This window comes from Carboxylicivirga sp. M1479, from assembly GCF_007097485.1.
Classification (GTDB): domain Bacteria; phylum Bacteroidota; class Bacteroidia; order Bacteroidales; family Marinilabiliaceae; genus Carboxylicivirga.
On record NZ_VKDE01000006.1, the window covers coordinates 1 to 18,560 of the forward strand.

At 36.7% G+C, this 18,560-nt stretch carries 14 protein-coding genes; 6 read left to right on the forward strand and 8 right to left on the reverse strand.

Annotated features, from left to right (window positions below; genetic code table 11):
* Nucleotides 1-131 precede the first annotated feature (131 nt).
* Complete coding sequence (locus FNN09_RS05725; protein WP_143300536.1) at nucleotides 132-896, forward strand: exodeoxyribonuclease III; 765 nt, start codon at nucleotides 132-134, stop codon at nucleotides 894-896.
* Nucleotides 897-933: 37 nt separating this feature from the next.
* Here FNN09_RS05725 and FNN09_RS05730 read toward each other — a convergent pair whose 3' ends face one another.
* The 7 genes from FNN09_RS05730 to FNN09_RS05760 form a co-directional block, all read right to left on the reverse strand.
* Nucleotides 934-1,341, reverse strand: coding sequence for a thioesterase family protein (locus FNN09_RS05730; protein ID WP_143300537.1), 408 nt, complete (start codon nucleotides 1,339-1,341; stop codon nucleotides 934-936).
* 624 nt (nucleotides 1,342-1,965) lie between these two features.
* The gene (locus tag FNN09_RS05735; protein WP_185968889.1) at nucleotides 1,966-3,132 is read right to left on the reverse strand and encodes a M43 family zinc metalloprotease; all 1,167 of its coding nucleotides are present in this window, start codon (nucleotides 3,130-3,132) and stop codon (nucleotides 1,966-1,968) included.
* A gap of 91 nt (nucleotides 3,133-3,223) precedes the next feature.
* A complete protein-coding gene (locus tag FNN09_RS05740) occupies nucleotides 3,224-4,636 on the reverse strand; it encodes a RagB/SusD family nutrient uptake outer membrane protein (protein ID WP_143300539.1) in 1,413 nt (470 codons plus the stop codon).
* Between the two features lie 17 nt (nucleotides 4,637-4,653).
* Nucleotides 4,654-7,941 carry a TonB-dependent receptor gene (locus FNN09_RS05745; RefSeq protein ID WP_185968890.1) on the reverse strand — a complete coding sequence of 1,096 codons (3,288 nt, stop codon included), beginning with the start codon at nucleotides 7,939-7,941 and terminating at the stop codon, nucleotides 4,654-4,656.
* A gap of 175 nt (nucleotides 7,942-8,116) precedes the next feature.
* Complete coding sequence (locus tag FNN09_RS05750; RefSeq protein WP_143300541.1) at nucleotides 8,117-9,094, reverse strand: FecR family protein; 978 nt, start codon at nucleotides 9,092-9,094, stop codon at nucleotides 8,117-8,119.
* An 82-nt stretch (nucleotides 9,095-9,176) separates the two neighbouring features.
* Nucleotides 9,177-9,776, reverse strand: coding sequence for an RNA polymerase sigma-70 factor (locus FNN09_RS05755; protein ID WP_143300542.1), 600 nt, complete (start codon nucleotides 9,774-9,776; stop codon nucleotides 9,177-9,179).
* 139 nt (nucleotides 9,777-9,915) lie between these two features.
* The gene (locus FNN09_RS05760; RefSeq protein ID WP_143300543.1) at nucleotides 9,916-11,091 is read right to left on the reverse strand and encodes an alkaline phosphatase; all 1,176 of its coding nucleotides are present in this window, start codon (nucleotides 11,089-11,091) and stop codon (nucleotides 9,916-9,918) included.
* Between the two features lie 180 nt (nucleotides 11,092-11,271).
* On the opposite strand from FNN09_RS05760, the gene FNN09_RS05765 reads away from it, so the two are divergent.
* Entirely contained in the window at nucleotides 11,272-11,751 is a 480-nt protein-coding gene (locus FNN09_RS05765) for a low molecular weight protein-tyrosine-phosphatase (protein WP_143300544.1), read from the forward strand.
* Nucleotides 11,744-12,589: a fructosamine kinase family protein gene (locus tag FNN09_RS05770; protein WP_143300545.1), complete on the forward strand. Its 846-nt coding sequence runs from the start codon at nucleotides 11,744-11,746 to the stop codon at nucleotides 12,587-12,589. The genes FNN09_RS05765 and FNN09_RS05770 overlap by 8 nt, the downstream gene beginning before the upstream one ends.
* 6 nt (nucleotides 12,590-12,595) lie before the next feature.
* Here FNN09_RS05770 and FNN09_RS05775 read toward each other — a convergent pair whose 3' ends face one another.
* Nucleotides 12,596-13,051, reverse strand: coding sequence for a hypothetical protein (locus FNN09_RS05775; RefSeq protein WP_143300546.1), 456 nt, complete (start codon nucleotides 13,049-13,051; stop codon nucleotides 12,596-12,598).
* A 266-nt stretch (nucleotides 13,052-13,317) separates the two neighbouring features.
* On the opposite strand from FNN09_RS05775, the gene FNN09_RS05780 reads away from it, so the two are divergent.
* The 3 genes from FNN09_RS05780 to FNN09_RS05790 all read left to right on the forward strand — a co-directional run bounded on the left by FNN09_RS05780 (nucleotide 13,318) and on the right by FNN09_RS05790 (nucleotide 18,550).
* On the forward strand, nucleotides 13,318-13,905 hold the full coding sequence (locus FNN09_RS05780) for an RNA polymerase sigma-70 factor (RefSeq protein WP_143300547.1): 588 nt from the start codon (nucleotides 13,318-13,320) through the stop codon (nucleotides 13,903-13,905).
* Between the two features lie 79 nt (nucleotides 13,906-13,984).
* Nucleotides 13,985-14,956: a FecR family protein gene (locus tag FNN09_RS05785; RefSeq protein WP_143300548.1), complete on the forward strand. Its 972-nt coding sequence runs from the start codon at nucleotides 13,985-13,987 to the stop codon at nucleotides 14,954-14,956.
* Between the two features lie 93 nt (nucleotides 14,957-15,049).
* Nucleotides 15,050-18,550 carry a TonB-dependent receptor gene (locus FNN09_RS05790; RefSeq protein WP_143300549.1) on the forward strand — a complete coding sequence of 1,167 codons (3,501 nt, stop codon included), beginning with the start codon at nucleotides 15,050-15,052 and terminating at the stop codon, nucleotides 18,548-18,550.
* The last annotated feature ends 10 nt before the right edge of the window (nucleotides 18,551-18,560 follow it).

Below are 18,560 nucleotides of genomic sequence, written 5' to 3' on the forward strand. Positions count from 1 at the left end.
ATGAAACTGACTTCAAACGCTAAGCACACAGGACTATTGCCTCGAGCATGAACATGAAAATTTAACTTCTTGGCGTTTACAACTTATTTTGAAACAAACTCTATGTCAGAGAATAACAAAATTATAAACACATGAAAATAATTTCGTGGAATGTAAATGGCGTCCGAGCAGTGATGAAGAAGGATTTTATGGAATCGTTCAAATCTATGGGGGCTGATATACTTTGTTTGCAAGAAACAAAAGCGCAAGACGATCAGGTTGCAGAGGCTTTGGCTGAATTCAACGATTATCATATCTTTTCCAACTCGGCGGTAAAAAAAGGCTATTCAGGCACAGCCATCATCAGCAAAGAGAAACCTTTAAACATTAGTAAAGACATGGGCATTGAGGAGCACGATCAAGAAGGGCGTGTTCTATGTGCCGAATATGAGCAGTTCTTTCTTGTCACTGTTTATGTACCCAATTCGGGTAGTGCACTTAAACGCCTCGACTATCGACAGCAATGGGATAAAGATTTTTATAACTACCTCAAAAAATTAGAAGAGACGAAACCTGTTTTGGTTTGTGGCGATTTTAATGTAGCCCACACTGATATTGATCTGGCTCGTCCTAAACCTAACTACAATAAGTCGGCTGGTTATATGCAAGACGAAATTGATGGCATGGACCGCTTCACTAAAGGTGGATTAAAAGATACTTTCCGCCATTTTTATCCCGAGTTAACAGACAAGTACTCGTGGTGGAGCTATAGAGCTGGAGCACGTGGCAAAAACGTAGGCTGGAGAATCGATTATTTCTTAGCCAGCGATAGTTTTATTCCTCAACTGAAGGATGCTTTTATACATCATGAAATTATGGGATCAGACCATTGTCCTGTGGGAATTGAGCTCAAATAAAATAGTAAATGCCAATGTTAATTCATTGGCATTTTTTTTATGACTTCCCTTTTGTGATCGCCTCAACTAACTCATTACAAACGGCTAGTTTACCATTTATCAAAGTGGTCGTCGTCACTATTCCTTTCAAACACAGATGTTCATCGGGTAAACGATAAATATCCTGATAGAACATGTATTTAATTCCTTTGTGTTCAACACGCGTGCGAACTACAAATTGATCGTTGCTTTTGAGCGGAGACTTATAAGACAGATCAATCCGGGCAACTACAGCAACTATATCTCTTTCGAATAACTCTTTAAAGTTTATGCCTATTGAATCAAGAAACTCATGGCGAGTATGTTCTAAATAATTCTGATACACTGAATTATTGACTATTCCCTGCAGATCACATTCGTAATCGCGCACCTTGAATTTTAACTCGTAATCGTATGTTGCAGTCATTATTTGTAAGTTTACTGCGAAAGTAAAAATAAAAAAGGTGGCTTAAAAGCCACCTTTACATTAATCATCTCGGAAAATTCTAACCTTTAGCCTTTGAGATTAATGAATGATAACATCGATACACGTTTGTAAAACACATTATCATAGGACAGATGATTTGGGGTATGTTTTGATGTGTAATGTGAGTGAGAATTTGAAAAGAACCTGCCGTTGCAGGCTCTATTTCAAATATAAATCCAAATCACACACTAATTTTTTTATCGTTTTTTTTAATATTACTCCGTAGCGCTAAACGCTGTCTACATATTATTGATGCATAGCTGTACACAAACCCTGTACGAAGAAGTGATTTTTTTTCAATATTTTTTAAAACAACCCATAACACACTACACTGCAATCACTTAGGCACAACACAGTAATTATCATCATTGAATCACTTCTGATTAAGACACGCGCATTCTTACAAACAAGTGGCAGTAAGAAAAAAGATAAAGATGACATTCTTCCAGAACGGATTATACACCATTATAACTCTGTACATAGATTTATGCGAAACAAGTTTTGTATCCATTCTACGTATAACGAAAAGTATTAGAAGTATACCACATACAGCAGATCAGAATTCTAACTTCTTTTAATAAAAATTTTTCTTGTTATATGATGCCCTTTGTGAGTAATTCTAAGGAAATATATACCTGGAATAGAATATTGCATGGTTGAACATGTACAATCCTTTACCTTATTTCCAAGCACATCAAAAAGTTCGGCTCTAAAACCTTCAATACCACTTATATTAATAATGCCATTTGATGGGTTTGGATAAACATTTAAAGCCGTCTCAAGTTCGTCCTGTAATCCAACATAAGCATCTTCATATACTCCGGCAAACTTTAGGTTTGACTCGGACCAAAGGTTTGATCGATAATCATGTTCCAGCCAATAATGCATGTAATCAACCTGCCCTTTTGTAAACATAGATGTACAGCCTGAGTAATCCATAAAGTTTTCAGTATTTACCAAACCATCATTACATAAGTCACCTTTTTTACATTCCCACGTAAAACACTGCGTTTCAGGAGTATCATCAATACCGTCATCTCCGCAATAATCGTAACTACTACCAAATACATGAGACAATCCTAAATAATGCCCCACTTCATGTGTAAAAACGTTATCACTAGAACTTCCGTATAAGTATTTATAATTATAAACTATACCAGCCATTTTACCTCCCTCGTCTGTATTGGGGAGATATGCCCAACCAGTTCCATTCCCTGAACCATTGACATTGTTGGTAACCCATACCTGAAGATACCTTTGTATTCCAGAATAGTCGGATCCCATGTTCCAGTTAACTTCCTTTTTTAACGTTAAATTACTACCAGGGTTATCGCCAGGCAAGGCTTGCCTATGGTAAGTTATACCATTGGTACTATTACCAGAGGGATCTTTTTTAGCTAAATGAAAAATGATTTTACTATCCTGTAGCAAGTGTTTAAATTCTTCTTGTACCTGAGCAATTAAAACATTCTTTGCAGCAAAATTCCTATTGAGTAACTCGATAACTTTCTTCGCTGTTTCGTAATTCAATCGTTGTTCTGGATTGTGAGCATCAAAAACATGAAAAACAATAGGTATGTGATATTCCTTCCCTCCTGTTTTTAATGTCTTTAATGATTCAAATGGCACAACATGAACCTCTGAACAACTACATACGACTTCAGGTCGAGCGTCCTGAGAAAAAACACTTATTGAAATAAAAGCAAATACTATTATTAATACTATTCTCATAGCAGCGAAATTTATGGGCAGTAATAAATTACTGCCCATTATTGATATTGTTGCTCATTCAATGATAATGAACTAAATACTATTGTAATTTTTAATAGCCACCCGTTTGACCCATATTTTCATTATTCCTCATCTCGTATTCACTTATTGGGTAAGCAAATGATTTATCGGGATAAGTAACTAATGGCTTTTGTGGTATTTCGGGGCGATCGATATCCTTAGCATAACGAGCCAAATCAAATAATCTTAAACCCTCGAAAGCAAACTCAAGCTGTCGTTCATTCAAAATAATATCTGTATTAATCGACGTTAATAAAGAAGCAGCTCTATTTTGTCTAATAACATTGATATCATTAAGCGGAGTATCTCCGATGCTTGTTGAAGCTTGTAAATTAGCTTCAGCTCTGATTAAGTACATTTCAGAGAAACGGATTACTTTTGTATTATTAACATTCACATTTCCTCCCTCTCCGGGATATTTGTAAATACTATAACCATCAGCTCCATTGTCTTTGATTACACTTCGACGAACATCTCCAGCTTCATATAAACCTAACAAACCAATAGGTACTCCTAAATCCTGATATTCAAGATAAATACCACCAATCGACTCACTTCTGCCAGGGAAGTTACTATCGCTGAGTTCCATATTAATCTCAAATATACTTTCAGAACCATTTTCTTTTTTTAACGACCAATAATTTGTGTAGTTATCAACATTCAGAATTTTATATCTGTTTGATTTAATTACTTCATCAGCCATTTTTGCAGCCAAAGCCCAATCTTCTTTATAAAGAGCCACGCGTGCTAATATTGCAGTAGCCGTAGTTTTTGAAATGTATACGCACCCTTTTGTGTTCTCCAAAAGACCAATAGCATCCTGAAGATCTTTGATGATAAAGTCATATACCTCTTTAACAGTATTTCGTGATGGCTCTTCAATGGCGCTATCGAACTTATAGGGAACACCTTGATGACCTCCTGCTGCATTGGCATCTGGTTCAAGGCTCGCATCGTTGAATGTGTAGTGCTGACTAAAGAAATTAACCAAGTTAAAGTGCATTAAAGCTCTAATAGTAAGCGCTTCACCTTTTAAATTATCAATGGATGATTGCGGTGCATTTTCTTTATCAAAACTATCTCCATCGATGGCGTTAATGACATTATTGGCTGATGTAATAGCTTTGTAAGATTCGCTCCACAAACCAGATGCAGTAGCCGTTGGAAAGAAAGTCATGTTCAATTCATCCGAATAACGATCAGTTTCAGCAGCCGTGTTTCTAATTAAATCATCACCTTTACATGATCCTGATATTGGAATAAAGCCTCCGTATAAATCCGTTCTCATTAAGTATACATATAGGCCGGTTGTACTACTTTCTAGTTTTGAATAAGAAGATAACGCCTGATCTTTATCCAAGTCACCAAACGGATTTCTATCGATAAAATCCTCTGAGCATCCAAATAGGAATACAATTAATGTTATATATAATATATTTTTCATCTTTTTTTAATATTGAATTAAAAGTCTAAGTTAACTCCGAAAATAAATGTACGAGAGTTTGGTACGGCATTATAAGAATAACCATTGACACCAACCTCAGGATCTAATCCAGTTACGTTTGACCATGTAATTAAGTTGGTTGCTTGGCAATAAATATGCGCATTTTGAATAAAGGCTTTTTCAACCCAAGTCTTAGGAAGTGAATATCCTAATTTTATGGTTTTAAGTCTTAAATACGAACCATCTTCAAGCCAACGTGTACTGATCCATTCGTTACTTTGCGTATTGTTATACGCTATTGGTTTTGGAACATCAGTTATTTGACCAGGCGTTGTCCAGAAATTATTAGCAACATAAGCTGTTACAGGACCCGAGCCATTAGGTTTAACATCACTTCCATCGTGCTCGCGGTAAACGCGCTCAGAAAACATAACTTCATTACCTGAAACACCGTAAAACATAAAGCTAAATTCAATACCTTTAAAACTAAGAGTATTAGTCATACTACCATAAATATCAGGCTCAGGACTTCCAACATAGTCTCTAGCTGCTTGGTCATAGTCTTCTGTTTTACCACCGTCTTCGTCATACCATAGTGCCATACCATTATCTGGGTTAACACCGGCGTATTTATACAGATTCCATTCGGTGAATTTACCACCTACACGTCTTTTTTGGAATGATCCATTACTCATTTCTTCCATACCGTCACCTAAGGAGATAATTTCACTTGATGGTAAAGTAAAGTTGATATCAGTTGTCCACTGGAAGTTTCTACCTTTAACATTCTGACTACTTAAAGCTACTTCTAATCCTTTGTTTAAGATTTCTCCACTATTAACTAGGATAGAAGATTGACCAGATGTTTGTGATATTTCTTGATTAATTAACAGCTGATTATTGTTGCGAATATAATATTCAACTGTACCAGTAAATCGACTAAAAAGACCGAAATCAACACCAACATTGGTCGTTTGTGCACTTTCCCAAGTTAAATCAGCATTTTCAATTTGCGATGGGTACAACGCTAAATTAGAGTTATACTTGTCAGCCTGGTATAACCCTTTACTAGCATAACTGTCAATACCACTGTTACCTGTTTCACCATATGAAGCTCTTATCTTTAAGTTATTAACCCACGAAACATCAAAGAAATCTTCATTTGACAAAGTATAACCTAATGAGAATGACGAGAAAGTTGCCCATTTGTTATTCGCTCCAAACTTACTACTCGCATCACGACGTATACTTGCACCAAAGTAGTATTTACTATTATAACTATAAGAAGCATTAGTAAAATAAGAGATACCTGCATTTTCAATTCTAGATCCACCAACTTCTTGATCTGAAGATGTACCGTCTAAGTATGGTATATCAGGATCAATATTGGCCCCTCCTGCATAAATCCACCAGTTATTGTACTCTCTGGCTTCTTGACCAAGTAATACATTTAAACTGTGGGAACCATTGAATATTTTATTATATGTAAGGGTATTACTAATATTCCATTTGTAATACTTATTGTTTATAGCATAATAACCACCTCCCCAACTCTGTGCATTAGCGGCTGCTGGGTCAAAGTATTGATCATCATCTACGTCTTTCCAATCCAAACCAAAGGTACTTTTAGCCTTTAAGTTTTTTGTAATTGCAAGCTCAACAAAAGTTGAATTAACAATACTTACTGTACGGTTCTGCATTGAATTTAGGTCAATAATTTGTAAGGCATTATAATTACCATTAGACCCACCTAAATCTTGATTATACTCTCCATCTTCAGTATGAGATTCATAAAACGGCAATGTCCAGAAAGAAGCAGCAACAGGGTTTGCCCAAGCCCAACCATCACTAACATAATCCTGCTTACTTCTACTTACCTGCAGATTATTACCAATTTTAATGTACTTATTAATTTCATGGTTTAAATTAACACGTCCACTAAAACGATCAAATGCTGTACCAACCACAGTTCCTTCTTGACTTAAGTAGCCGGCACTAACAAAGAAGTTAGTTTTCTCATCTCCACCACTAATGTTGACATTATAATTATCATACGCACCTGTTTGAGTATAAGCATCCCACCAGTCAAAATCAGTATCTGCCAATGAGTTTGGAAAATATAATCCTGAATCTACCAATGGATCATACCAGTCAGCGTAGTTTCCTTCGGGATCAAATAATTCGCCAGCATTACGTGAAGCAGCTTGGAAATAGTTTACTAAGTCAGCACTATTAGCATTTTCGTTTTCTACATTGGTAAGTGTTGAAACACCTTTTTCAACGTTGACGCTAACTTTCGTTTTACCTTTTTTACCACTTTTTGTAGTAATAATTATAACACCATTACTTGCTCGAGATCCATAAATAGCTGTTGCTGCAGCATCTTTCATTATAGTAACATTTTCAATATCATTACTATTCATGCTACTTAAAAAGTTAGACCGACTACCATCAGCCCAATCACCTACTCTACCTGTTAAAACTGGCACGCCATCAACAATATACAAAGGTGAATTTGATGCATTTATACTGCCACTACCGCGAATTACAACTTCAGCGTAACTTCCAGGGTTACCCACTGCACTACTTACAACAACACCTGCTGTGTTACCCTGCAATGCTTTATCAAAACTCGTCGCTGATACTTTTTGCAAATCACTGCCTTTCACCGTAGAAACAGAGCTAGTCAATGCTTCTCGTCTTTGAACCCCATAACCAACAACTACAACATCATCTAACTGCTCTGAGTCAGAAACCAATGTGATATTAATATCACTGCGTCCGGCAGCATTAATTTCCTGTGTTTTAAAACCAATGTATGAATAAACAATTATCGCCTCAGCATCCGAAATAGCAAGAGAGTATTTACCATCTATACCAGTAATAACACCGTTAGTTGGTGCTGATTTTTCAAAAACGTTAACCCCAGGTAATGGTTCTCCTAAATCATCAGTAATAACACCACTTACACGAATTGATTCCTGACCAATACTTGTTGCTGTGTTTTTCTTATGTACAAAAATAAGATTGTCGTCTAATACTTTATATAGATATGGAAGTCCTTTAAGCGCCTCATCTAAAACATCATATACATCTGCATTAGAAACTTTTACTGATGTAGTTGTTGATGCATCAACTTCATCATTATTAAAGAAAAACTTATAATCACTGTTTTTCTCGACTTCTTCAAAAACTTCCGATAATACAATCTTATTTGACGAAATTGTTATGTTCTTTTTTTGAGAAAATCCAACTGCAGACACTTGCAAGAGGCCAATTAGTGACAGAACAAACGTAAGTCTCATAATTAGAAAAATTTTTTGTATGCTTTTCTTATCAAAAAAGGCATACCGATCCGAATTTAATTTCATAAATTTGTAATGTTTAGGTTTTACTTAAACTGTATTTAACTATAATAATAACCGGAAAATGTGGCAGCATTATCCGGTTTTTTTATTCCATATTTCCTATCATACTATATTAATTAGCTGTGATGACAATGACATTTTGCTCACTTTTATATCGAATACCGTTTGACATGACCATAATATCTAAGACATCTTCTACACTTTCATTTTCTATCACACCAGTAAATCTTAAATCTGATACTTCATCAGAAACCTCAATTGACAAACCATACCAAGTTTCCAAACGCTTTTTTAATGTTAATAATGATTCATTTTTAAACACCAGTTGCCCTTTTGTTACTGCAGTGTAAACAGACATATCAACCTCTTCTTGCACTTTTAACACTTGTTTTTCTTTGTCATAAACAGATTTCTGCCCTGGCTTTAATAAACATTGAGAATTCACATCATTAATATCAACCTGCACTTTTCCCTCTTCTAGTATTGTTTCAATCACTGGATAACTGGAGCGTGCCAGCAAATTAAACCGGGTGCCCAATACTCGCACATTATGTTGCCCCGTTTTTACAACAAAAGGCATTTGTTTATTGTGTGAAACATCAAAAAAAGCTTCTCCATTGAGCGATATTTCTCGATTGCCTTTATTATAATCAGAATTGAATGTTAATTTAGTTTCTGCAGCAAGCCATACTTGGGTGCTATCGAGTAAATATATCATTTGGCGCTCGCCTTTGCCTGTTTGATAGCTATAGTATTTAAGATCTGGCTCATTAATGGTTGTAATTAATTTGCCAATATAAAGCATAACGACAAGGGAAGCTGCAACGCCAACCCATTTTACCCAAGACGATATTTCAAAGAGTTTCTTATGACCATCCTCAGCTATTTGTTGTTTAAACTTATCGAATGCCAGAGAAGAGTCAAAGTCTTGTGGATGACTCACATTCCATATATCCCTTATTTCAACAAACCGCTTTTTAAGAGTAGCATCAGACTCCATGCTAGCTTTTAAATCCTGCAGTTCAGTAACACTTGCCTCTCCGGATAAGTATTTAAAAATTAAAAGATCTATATCTGAATTATTAGTCATCAATGGTATTGTTTAGTTATAAGATGCACAAAAGCGGAAATACCCTGTATGGTTTTCATCTTTTTTTTATTTTTTTTAAAATTTATAGGAATGTACTTAATATGATACTGACTAAAACAGGGCAATACTCATCCAATTCTGAGCGTAAAAATGATAAAGAACGCGTCATGTGCATTTCCACTGTCTTCACTGACACATCAAGAAGTTCAGCAACCTCTTTATTCTTTAAGCCCTGATAACGTTTGAGTGTAAATATTCTTTTAGCTTGTTCTGGAAGTTTATCTACAGCAGCTTTTATAGCTTCATCTAGCTCTTGTACGATTAAACTATCTCTTTCATAAAAGTCATCGAGAATACGGATGTTATTTTCATCTTCAAATTGATCCTGAATAATGGTATCTCTCTTGAGTTCACTTGATTGCTGCCTAAGAAAGTACATGCAATTATTATACACGGCCTGAAACAGATATCCTTGAAGAGAAGAAGTAATTTGAATATCACCCCTTTGCCACATCTTATAAAATGTATCGGATACAATATCTTCCACTATATCCTTACGTTCAACATAACGCAAAGCATAGGCACACAAGCGAGAATAATAAGTACTAAATAAATACTCATATACCTCCTCACGCTTCTCAATATTGCCGCTATTGACCTGAAGCTCAGTTATTTGATCCACTTTTACTTGTTCTTTCGAAAGTAAAAGTAAAAATTATTTCTAAAGGTGAAACAAATTTTAACAGTTTAACATGAATATAAACAACGAAAAAAGGGTAACCCAAACGGTTACCCTTTTTAAAATATAATCGAAAAATATCTTACTTATTCAAACGATTCTCTTGCTTAAATTTAAACAGTTTATACATCTTTTCAAAAATATCAGTATTATCATACACACCAATAAACTCCTCAGCTCCAGGTCCAAATGCAAATACAGGCACCATAACAGCACTATGATCTCCCGTTGTAAATCCGGCTTTTACAAACCCTTCGGCAGGATTTCCATCATTAACAGACATACCTCCAGTTTCATGATCAGCTGTAACGATTACCAGCGTACGCTTATCCTGAGCTGCAAATTTCAATGCTTCACCCAATGCTCTATCCATATCCAATACCTCACCAGTAACATATGAAGCATCGTTTTGATGACCGCCCCAATCTATTTGACTACCCTCAACCATTAAGAAGAAGCCCTTACTATCGGCGTTATTTAATACTTCAATAGCTTTACTAGTCGATTTTGTTAACATCTCGCCCCTATCGCGGTAACCAGCATTATGACCTACAGCTGTTAGCACTGCTAACTTACCATCTGTAACATTCTGAACATCATTCACGTTGTAAGCCACATGATATCCCTTTTCATTCAGTTCTAAGACCAAGTTACGACCATCAACACGTTTAGTGAAAAAATCAGCTCCACCACCAATAAATACATCAATATCGGTGTTCATAAAATCTCCAGCAATAGCCTCATACATACTTCTTTGTGGCTGATGTGCAATAAAAGATGCTGGGGTAGCATGTGTAATGGCCGACGTTGAAACTAAACCTGTTGCCTTACCATTCATTTCTGAATACTCCAGTATCGTTGTTAATTTTTGACCATTCACATCCAGCCCTATGGCCCCGTTATAGGTGCGTACGCCAGTTGAAATAGCAGTACCTCCAGCGGCAGAGTCCGTAACGTAATTATCGGCGCTTTGGGTTTTATTAAAGCCAATATATGGCATTTGTTCAATATTTAGACCTTCGTTAACTGTAATGCCAGCAAACACTTGTGCTACGCCCATTCCATCACCAATAAAAAGAATAATATTTTTAGGTCGTTTCTTAAATTTTATTTTATCGTAGTCAAACGCCAGAACCTCTTGTTTCTTTTCAATAGTATACTCATACTTCTTATGCAGGTCCTTATAATCTTCCTGTGCCTGCACCTCAATCCCTATTAATAGGATCGATGCTAATATTAAACTTGCAATTTGTTTCATCGTCTTTTAGTTTTGCTTGCCCAATTCATCTTAATTAAAACGCCAGGTATACTTCAACAAAAGAATTGGTTCACCTGGCAAATAATCCGTTGAAAGAACCAATTTTATTCAAGAAAAACAACCACCTTACTGGTTTGTTTATTTATTTTTAAACAAATTCAAGCAAAATTGTATACTAAGATGGATAAAACAAAAATTCTTTTCGTTTGCCTTGGCAATATTTGTCGAAGTCCGAGTGCCGAAGCAGTGATGAAATCCTTACTTAAAGAAAGAGACCTTGAGCAATATTATGAGGTAGAATCAGCGGGCATTACTGGTTATCACGCTGGCGAACCGGCTGATGAACGCATGCAACGCCATGCTATCCAAAGAAATATTCGATTAACCAGCATTAGCCAGCAAATTAAAAGCCCTGATGACTTTAATTATTACGATTATGTTATTGGTATGGATGATCAGAATATGAACGATTTATTTGAATTAAGTCCAAATGAAGCGACATCTCATAAGATTAGTAAAATGACGGATTATTGCTCTCATCATCAACACACTTCGGTACCTGATCCATATTATGGTGGCGCAGAAGGTTTTGAACTGGTTTTAGACATACTGGAGGATGCCTGCGAAGGCCTACTTAATTCTATCGATAAGAATGACTAATCGCAATGTACATATAGAAAATCATCTGAATTGCAAGATTATTTATGAGAAAGAGATTGGCGGTGGATGCATTGCTCAAACATCGGTAATTAGCATGAGTAATGGTAAAAACTATTTTCTAAAAACGGGCTTTAAAGGTTCGATGTTTAGCTGCGAAGCCAATGGTCTAAAAGAGCTTCAGAAAGCCAAAGCAATAAGAATACCTGAGCTTATTCTACATGCAGATGATTTTTTGTTATTAGAACATATTGAATCCGGTAAAAAGAAGCCATCATTCTACAAACAATTCGGAGAGCAATTAGCAAAAGTGCATCAAGTTAAAAATGATGCATTTGGCTTTTTTGAAAACAATTACATTGGTTCAAACCCACAAATTAACTCTTATCGCAGCAATTGGATCGACTTTTACTTTGAAAACCGCTTAATGCCTCAGTATCGTTTAGCTGAGAATAATGGCTATTGTGATCATGATTTTAGCACAGCATTTAAATCAATAGAATCGCAACTAACAAAAATCTTAAACGATAGTGAAGAAGCGCCATGTTTGTTACATGGGGATTTGTGGGGTGGTAATTATTTGGTAGACATTCATGGTAATCCGGTTTTAATTGATCCAGCTGTATATTACGGCCATAGAGAAGCCGATTTGGCTATGACTAAATTATTCGGTGGCTTTGACAATGTTTTTTACCAATCATATCACCAAACTTATCCCTTAAAAGAAGGATATCTCTATCGCGAGAATATTTACCTTTTGTATCATGTACTTAACCATCTTAATTTATTTGGCACATCATACAAACAACAGGCTCTGGCATTAATGAGAAGCTATCAATAGTATGAATTAACTACAAGGCTCTTGATGCAAATGAATATGCTCGCGACATAAACGATTTCTGTAAATACGATTAAGCTGTGTACTGAAAAAATGTTGCCAAGCCATCTGAGTGGACGAATCTAACTTATTCAACTCCTTATGAAATTCTTCATAAGGCTTAGATGTCCTTAAGGCGTGCACTAGGCAAAGTCCCTCTGCTCGTTCCAATTCATCTGTAAAATCCATCATTAAATTATACAGTTCCCTTGAATTTAAACGTTCAGCCTTATAATAGTCCAATGGATGACTATCAATTTCCAAGAATTGCATTTCATACCTGTCATCACCAGCTTCAACAAAACTTAAGAAATCTTCCGAGGCAGGTATAGCAGTAATCTTTGCTGTTTTACGATGTACGTAAACATCAAAATTACTATTTAATAAATGTACGATTCGCTCAATTAATTCCGTCGTATTTTTCATTTACAATTTCTTTTAAGGCTTGAATTCCATTAAACAAAATTACACCCACTCAAGCATGGTACTAATTTTATCAGCTCCCCCACTAATTGGTTTCTAAAATTATGATATTTATAACGAATAATCACCTTTCTAGTGTCTAGAAAATGTAAATTATTTATTAAAAAATATTAAGATCAATAATTTTATAATTTGCTTTTTAGATTTGCCTCGTTATTTTTACATCTTTCAATATATTACCAAAATAGACAAAAGGAAAGTATACGAAAATGCTTAACCTGCAAGCAATAAATATCGAATTACTTAAGCAAGGGCATGAACCTACTTTTGAAGAACTGTACAAATCGGCTTATAATGCTTTGTTCTTCTTCTCATTTCAGTATATTGATGAAAAGCCCGATGCAGAGAATCTGGTGCAGGAAACCTTTTTATCCCTATGGACGAATAAAGAAAGTATTAATTGCAGTAGTTCAAATTCTTTGCGTGCCTGGTTATATTCCACATTAAAAAACAAATGTCTTAATTACCTCAGCAAAGAAAACAGTAAACAGCAATTTAATTCCTATCAAAAAAACCGACATCAGGCAGATATGCTACTTCTAGGTCAAATGGATATCTCTCAGGTAACATTCGATGAAATTGAACGCCTGTTACAAGGTGCCATTAGCGTGATGCCGGAACAATGCCGTAGGGTTTTTCAAATGAGTCGCTTCGATTACTTGTCGAACAAAGAAATTGCTGATAAACTAAACATAAGTGCAAAAGCAGTAGAAGCCAACATGACCAGAGCCCTCAAGCTGGTGCGCATCCATCTAAAAGATTACCTACCTATTGCAGCATTAATTGGGCTCATTTGATTTTATTTTAAAAAAATCACTTTCCAATATAGGGGTCGATAAGATCTACCTGTCTTAATACCAGAAGAAGAGAAATACCATGGACAAAACTACTATTTGGCAATTGGTTACCAATCAGTTTCCAACTAAGAAGCATCATAAGCTGATGAAAGATGTATTACAATCGCCCCAATTACTAGCTCAATATCAAGAGTTAAAAAAGTTGTGGTCATTGTCGGCAGCAGAAAATACATTATCCGAACCTGAGGTAAATATAAAGTACCAGCAATTTAAAAAGAACTATCAAAGCATTAATGTAAAAAACAATTGGCTAGGAAGCTTTAGCAAATATGCAGCCATGGTAGTCATCATGCTGAGTGTGGCATACGGTTTATGGGTCAATCATACGGAAAAACCAACAAGCATGACCGTCACTTATTTTGAATCGGGCACTGGGAGCAACAACTCAATAAAGCTAGCCGATGGCTCTCAAATATGGCTAAATTCTAATTCATCAATAAATATTCAAGAACAAAGCAACAAACACATTGAAATTCAATTAGTCGGAGAAGCTTTATTTGACATCATCCATAACGAAAAGCGTCAGTTTACAGTAAATACAGAAGACCTTAAAATAAGAGATCTGGGCACGCGCTTTACCGTTAAAAGTTATCCGAATGATGCACAAATAACGGCTACTTTAGTAGAAGGAGAAATTGAAGTTAGCAATCATAAAATACACGAAACCCTATCGCCAGGAGAAAAAATAACATACACCAAAACCAATGGAAAGTATGTTATTGCCGCAGTTGACACAACGTATGTAGGAAGCTGGAAAAAAGACAAATTTGAATTCATTGATAAAACACTGAAAGACATCGCGAAGGATCTGGAAAATTACTACGGAGTAAATATACAGTTCGAAAATACACAATTGGGCAATGAGCGTTTCACAGGTGTTATTCAAAAAAGAACAAGTATTGAAAAGGTAATGGACATCATCTCCTACTCGGCCGGGATACAGTACAGCATGAAAGAAACCAAAAATAGCATTGAAATAATGATAAAATAAAAAAAGCAGCAACCAGGTCGAAGCGGCTGCTGCTAAATTTTCATGAAACTGTTGACGCAGTTTCATAATGTTTAATAATAACAGAACAAATTTATGAAAAAAAAGCAAACTAGGCCCTGGTGGAAACACCTAGGCATTGGGAAAATTCTACGAATTATGAAAATGGTGCTTGTATTAATGGTAGTGTGCGGATTATCAGTGTCTGCAGCCGGCCTGAGTCAGAATAAAAAACTGACTCTAACGGTAAAAAATGCCACACTACTCGAAATTTTTAAAGAGATAGAGGCCAACACCGATTTGGGTTTTTTATATAAAAACGACCAAATAGATCAAGGCCAAACCTACTCTATTAATGCACAAAACGAAGAAGTGCATGAGGTTTTAAGCACTTTATTAGACGAGGCAGACTACACGTTTACCATTATTGAAAACAATGTGGTGATAACCAAAGTACAAAGGCCACTAGAAAATACGGTAGCGCAAGAGCAGCACTCCGTTAATGGTATTGTCACTGATGCCAATGGCGAACCTTTGCCAGGTGTTAATGTATACGATAAAGCTAATCCTCAAAATGGAGTAATAACAGGCATTGATGGCAATTACACCATCACAATAGATAATGCCGATGTATCCATTATATTCTCGTTTATAGGATTCGATGATCAAGAGGTTCAGGTAGCAGGCCGCTCGCAAATAAACATTACTTTGCTCGAAGAAGCCATCGGTATTGAAGAAGTGGTAGTAACAGGCTATGGGACCGTCAGTAAAGAAGCCTATACCGGTTCTGCATCTGTGGTAAGCTCTAAAAAGATAGAAGAACGCCCGGTAGCTTCCTTTCAGGATGTACTAAGAGGTAATTCACCAGGTACGATTGTTACAGGTACAGGACAACCAGGTGCCATGAATAGTGTGCGTCTAAGAGGTATCAGCTCAATGAATGCATCCAATGCTCCTCTTTATGTGATAGACGGTGTCATTATGGACATCTCCAACATGACTAGTAGTTCGCAATATGCCACCAACCCACTCAACTCTATTAATCCATCGGATATTAAGTCATTAACGGTACTTAAAGATGCAGCCTCAGCTTCATTATACGGTTCACGTGGAGCCAATGGTGTAATTGTGATTACCACAAAGCAGGGACGCGAGACAGACAAGCCCCAATACAGTGTTGACTTCCAAATGGGAATGTCAGAAATTTTTGATGCCAGCAAGCCTGACTTAACCAATAAAGATGAGTTCATGGAATTATGGTTGGAAGGTGAAATGCACTATCAGGTACGACGTAAAACAGGTTATGATGACTTTTTTAGTGAGATAAAAGAATTGTATGCCGATAAAGAAGATTACCTGGTGAGTGGCAGAAACTACTACGACTGGCAAACCTATGCCAAGCAGCAGTTCAACAGCCACTTTAAGATTTACAGCCCTAATAATGATGACTTTTACGACAACTTTTTTGACGCCGATGGTAACCCTGGTGAAGACTTTGATAAACTAGCGGACACTAATTGGTACGATGAAATTACCCGTATTGCACCCTTTCAGAAGTTTAACGTATCAACGAACGGAGGAAATAGTCACTTTAATTACTATACGTCTTTGGAATACTTTAACCAGGAAGGTATTATCATTGGTAGTGGTTTAGAACGTTACTCCTTGCGTACCAACATCTCATCTAAAGCCAAAGGTGCACTCATCCATTGGGGGATTAATAACATGATGTCGTATAGCGACCAGCAGGGGCCACGATCAAATGCATATGGATATGCCATGCCTCAATACACTGCTTTGGCTATTGCACCTGTTGCTCCGGTTTACCTGGAGGATGGTTCCTACAACCTGAATTTACCTAAAGGTGTTAACAATAATCAAAATCCAGTGGCTGTATCCAAGGAAAACTACTACCTAAGACCACAAACGAAAATCATAACATCTGGTTGGTTGCAAGTAAATTTCACCGACTACCTGAATCTTAACAGCAGAACCAACCTTGATTACACCCATGCGCGTCAACGCAATTGGTATAACAAAGACTTTGGTGATGGCTTATCGGATAATGGTTCACTATATGAACGTGATGCACGCCGACGTAAAATTAGCAATACCACACTGCTAAATTTCAACAAGAAGTTTAATGATCTACATAGTATTAATGGGTATGTTGGCACAGAAGTTGAAGATGTTAACTACCAATACATTGGTGCTTCAGGCGTTAACTTCCCCACCAACAAAACACCTTATTTAAGTGCCGCTGCAACACCCGAAAGTGTAAGTGGTTCAGGTACCGAATATGGTATGTTTTCAATCCTTTCGGCAGCCAACTATGTTTACAACGATCGCTATTACGCATCAGCCACCTATCGTGTCGATGAGTCTTCGCGCTTTTCACCGGATAACAGGCGCGGTAGTTTCTGGTCATTATCTGGAGCATGGCGTGTATCAGAAGAAGCATTTTTGAGTAATCTTACTGTGCTTGATAACCTGAAGCTTAAAGCAAGTATTGGTACCAACGGAACATTGCCGTCTGAATTATATGCATGGCAGTCGCGTTACTCATTTGGTGCCGATTACATGGAAACACCAGGTGCTGTACCTCCGAGCATTGCCAATGAAGATTTAACATGGGAAGAAAACGAAGTGTATAACATTGGTTTTGAATCACGTTGGTTCAACCGCTTCAATTTGAACATTGAATATTATAACCGAGTGACTAAAAACCTACTTCAAGATCTTCCGATATCAGGTACTACAGGTTTTACTTCTATGCTGGTTAATTCAAATGCCAGTTTAAGCAACCAAGGTGTTGAAATCGATTTCAACGCAGACATCATTCGCACTTCAAGTTTCAATTGGAACCTGAATGTTAATGCTGCAACCCTTAAGAATGAATTTTCGGATTTAGATAACGACATCATCAGCAGCACACAAATTAAGCGTAACGGCGAAAGCTATTACACATGGTACATGCCTGAGTGGGCCGGCATTGATTCTGAAACAGGAGAACAGCAATGGTATGGCAGAGACGAAGAAACAGACGAGGAAATTATTGTGAAAGAATTTGACGATGCCGAACGTCGCGTACTGGGTAAAGCATTACCGAAAGTAACAGGTGGTATCTCAAGTAACTTCACTTGGAAAGGCTTAGATTTGAGTTTCTTATTTACTTACGGAATGGGACATCATGTAATGGATTACACAGGTAGAACAGCAACTAAAAATGATGGTTACCGTGATTACCGAGGCATTGAACGCAGTCAGTTAGACCGCTGGACACCTGATAACATGAGTGGCACCAACCCTATACGTGTAAACTCATCGGGCACATGGAACCGCTATCGTTCATCGCGCTACTTGTATAAAGGCGATTACATTAAGTTGAAGAACATCAAGCTACAATACACCATCCCGTCATCGATTACCAATAAATTAAAGTTACGTAGCGCCAGTATTTTTGCTCAGGCCGAAAACTTATGGGTTGTAACCGAGTTAGACGGTTTTGATCCTGAAATATCGTTGAGTGGTTATCGAAACCCTGATCAGTATCCTACAGCAACGACATATACTTTTGGTTTAAAGCTTAACTTTTAACAAACAGAGA

What these genes read in the sequence shown, in the direction of transcription:
- FNN09_RS05745 (WP_185968890.1), bottom strand. Translation starts at nt 7,941, where the DNA reads ATGAGACTTACGTTTGTTCTGTCACTAATTGGCCTCTTGCAAGTGTCT.
- FNN09_RS05750 (WP_143300541.1), bottom strand. Translation starts at nt 9,094, where the DNA reads ATGACTAATAATTCAGATATAGATCTTTTAATTTTTAAATACTTATCC.
- FNN09_RS05760 (WP_143300543.1), bottom strand. Translation starts at nt 11,091, where the DNA reads ATGAAACAAATTGCAAGTTTAATATTAGCATCGATCCTATTAATAGGG.
- FNN09_RS05730 (WP_143300537.1), bottom strand. Translation starts at nt 1,341, where the DNA reads ATGACTGCAACATACGATTACGAGTTAAAATTCAAGGTGCGCGATTAC.
- FNN09_RS05740 (WP_143300539.1), bottom strand. Translation starts at nt 4,636, where the DNA reads ATGAAAAATATATTATATATAACATTAATTGTATTCCTATTTGGATGC.
- FNN09_RS05735 (WP_185968889.1), bottom strand. Translation starts at nt 3,132, where the DNA reads ATGAGAATAGTATTAATAATAGTATTTGCTTTTATTTCAATAAGTGTT.
- FNN09_RS05780 (WP_143300547.1), top strand. Translation starts at nt 13,318, where the DNA reads ATGCTTAACCTGCAAGCAATAAATATCGAATTACTTAAGCAAGGGCAT.
- FNN09_RS05765 (WP_143300544.1), top strand. Translation starts at nt 11,272, where the DNA reads ATGGATAAAACAAAAATTCTTTTCGTTTGCCTTGGCAATATTTGTCGA.
- FNN09_RS05725 (WP_143300536.1), top strand. Translation starts at nt 132, where the DNA reads ATGAAAATAATTTCGTGGAATGTAAATGGCGTCCGAGCAGTGATGAAG.
- FNN09_RS05785 (WP_143300548.1), top strand. Translation starts at nt 13,985, where the DNA reads ATGGACAAAACTACTATTTGGCAATTGGTTACCAATCAGTTTCCAACT.
- FNN09_RS05770 (WP_143300545.1), top strand. Translation starts at nt 11,744, where the DNA reads ATGACTAATCGCAATGTACATATAGAAAATCATCTGAATTGCAAGATT.
- FNN09_RS05790 (WP_143300549.1), top strand. Translation starts at nt 15,050, where the DNA reads ATGAAAAAAAAGCAAACTAGGCCCTGGTGGAAACACCTAGGCATTGGG.
- FNN09_RS05775 (WP_143300546.1), bottom strand. Translation starts at nt 13,051, where the DNA reads ATGAAAAATACGACGGAATTAATTGAGCGAATCGTACATTTATTAAAT.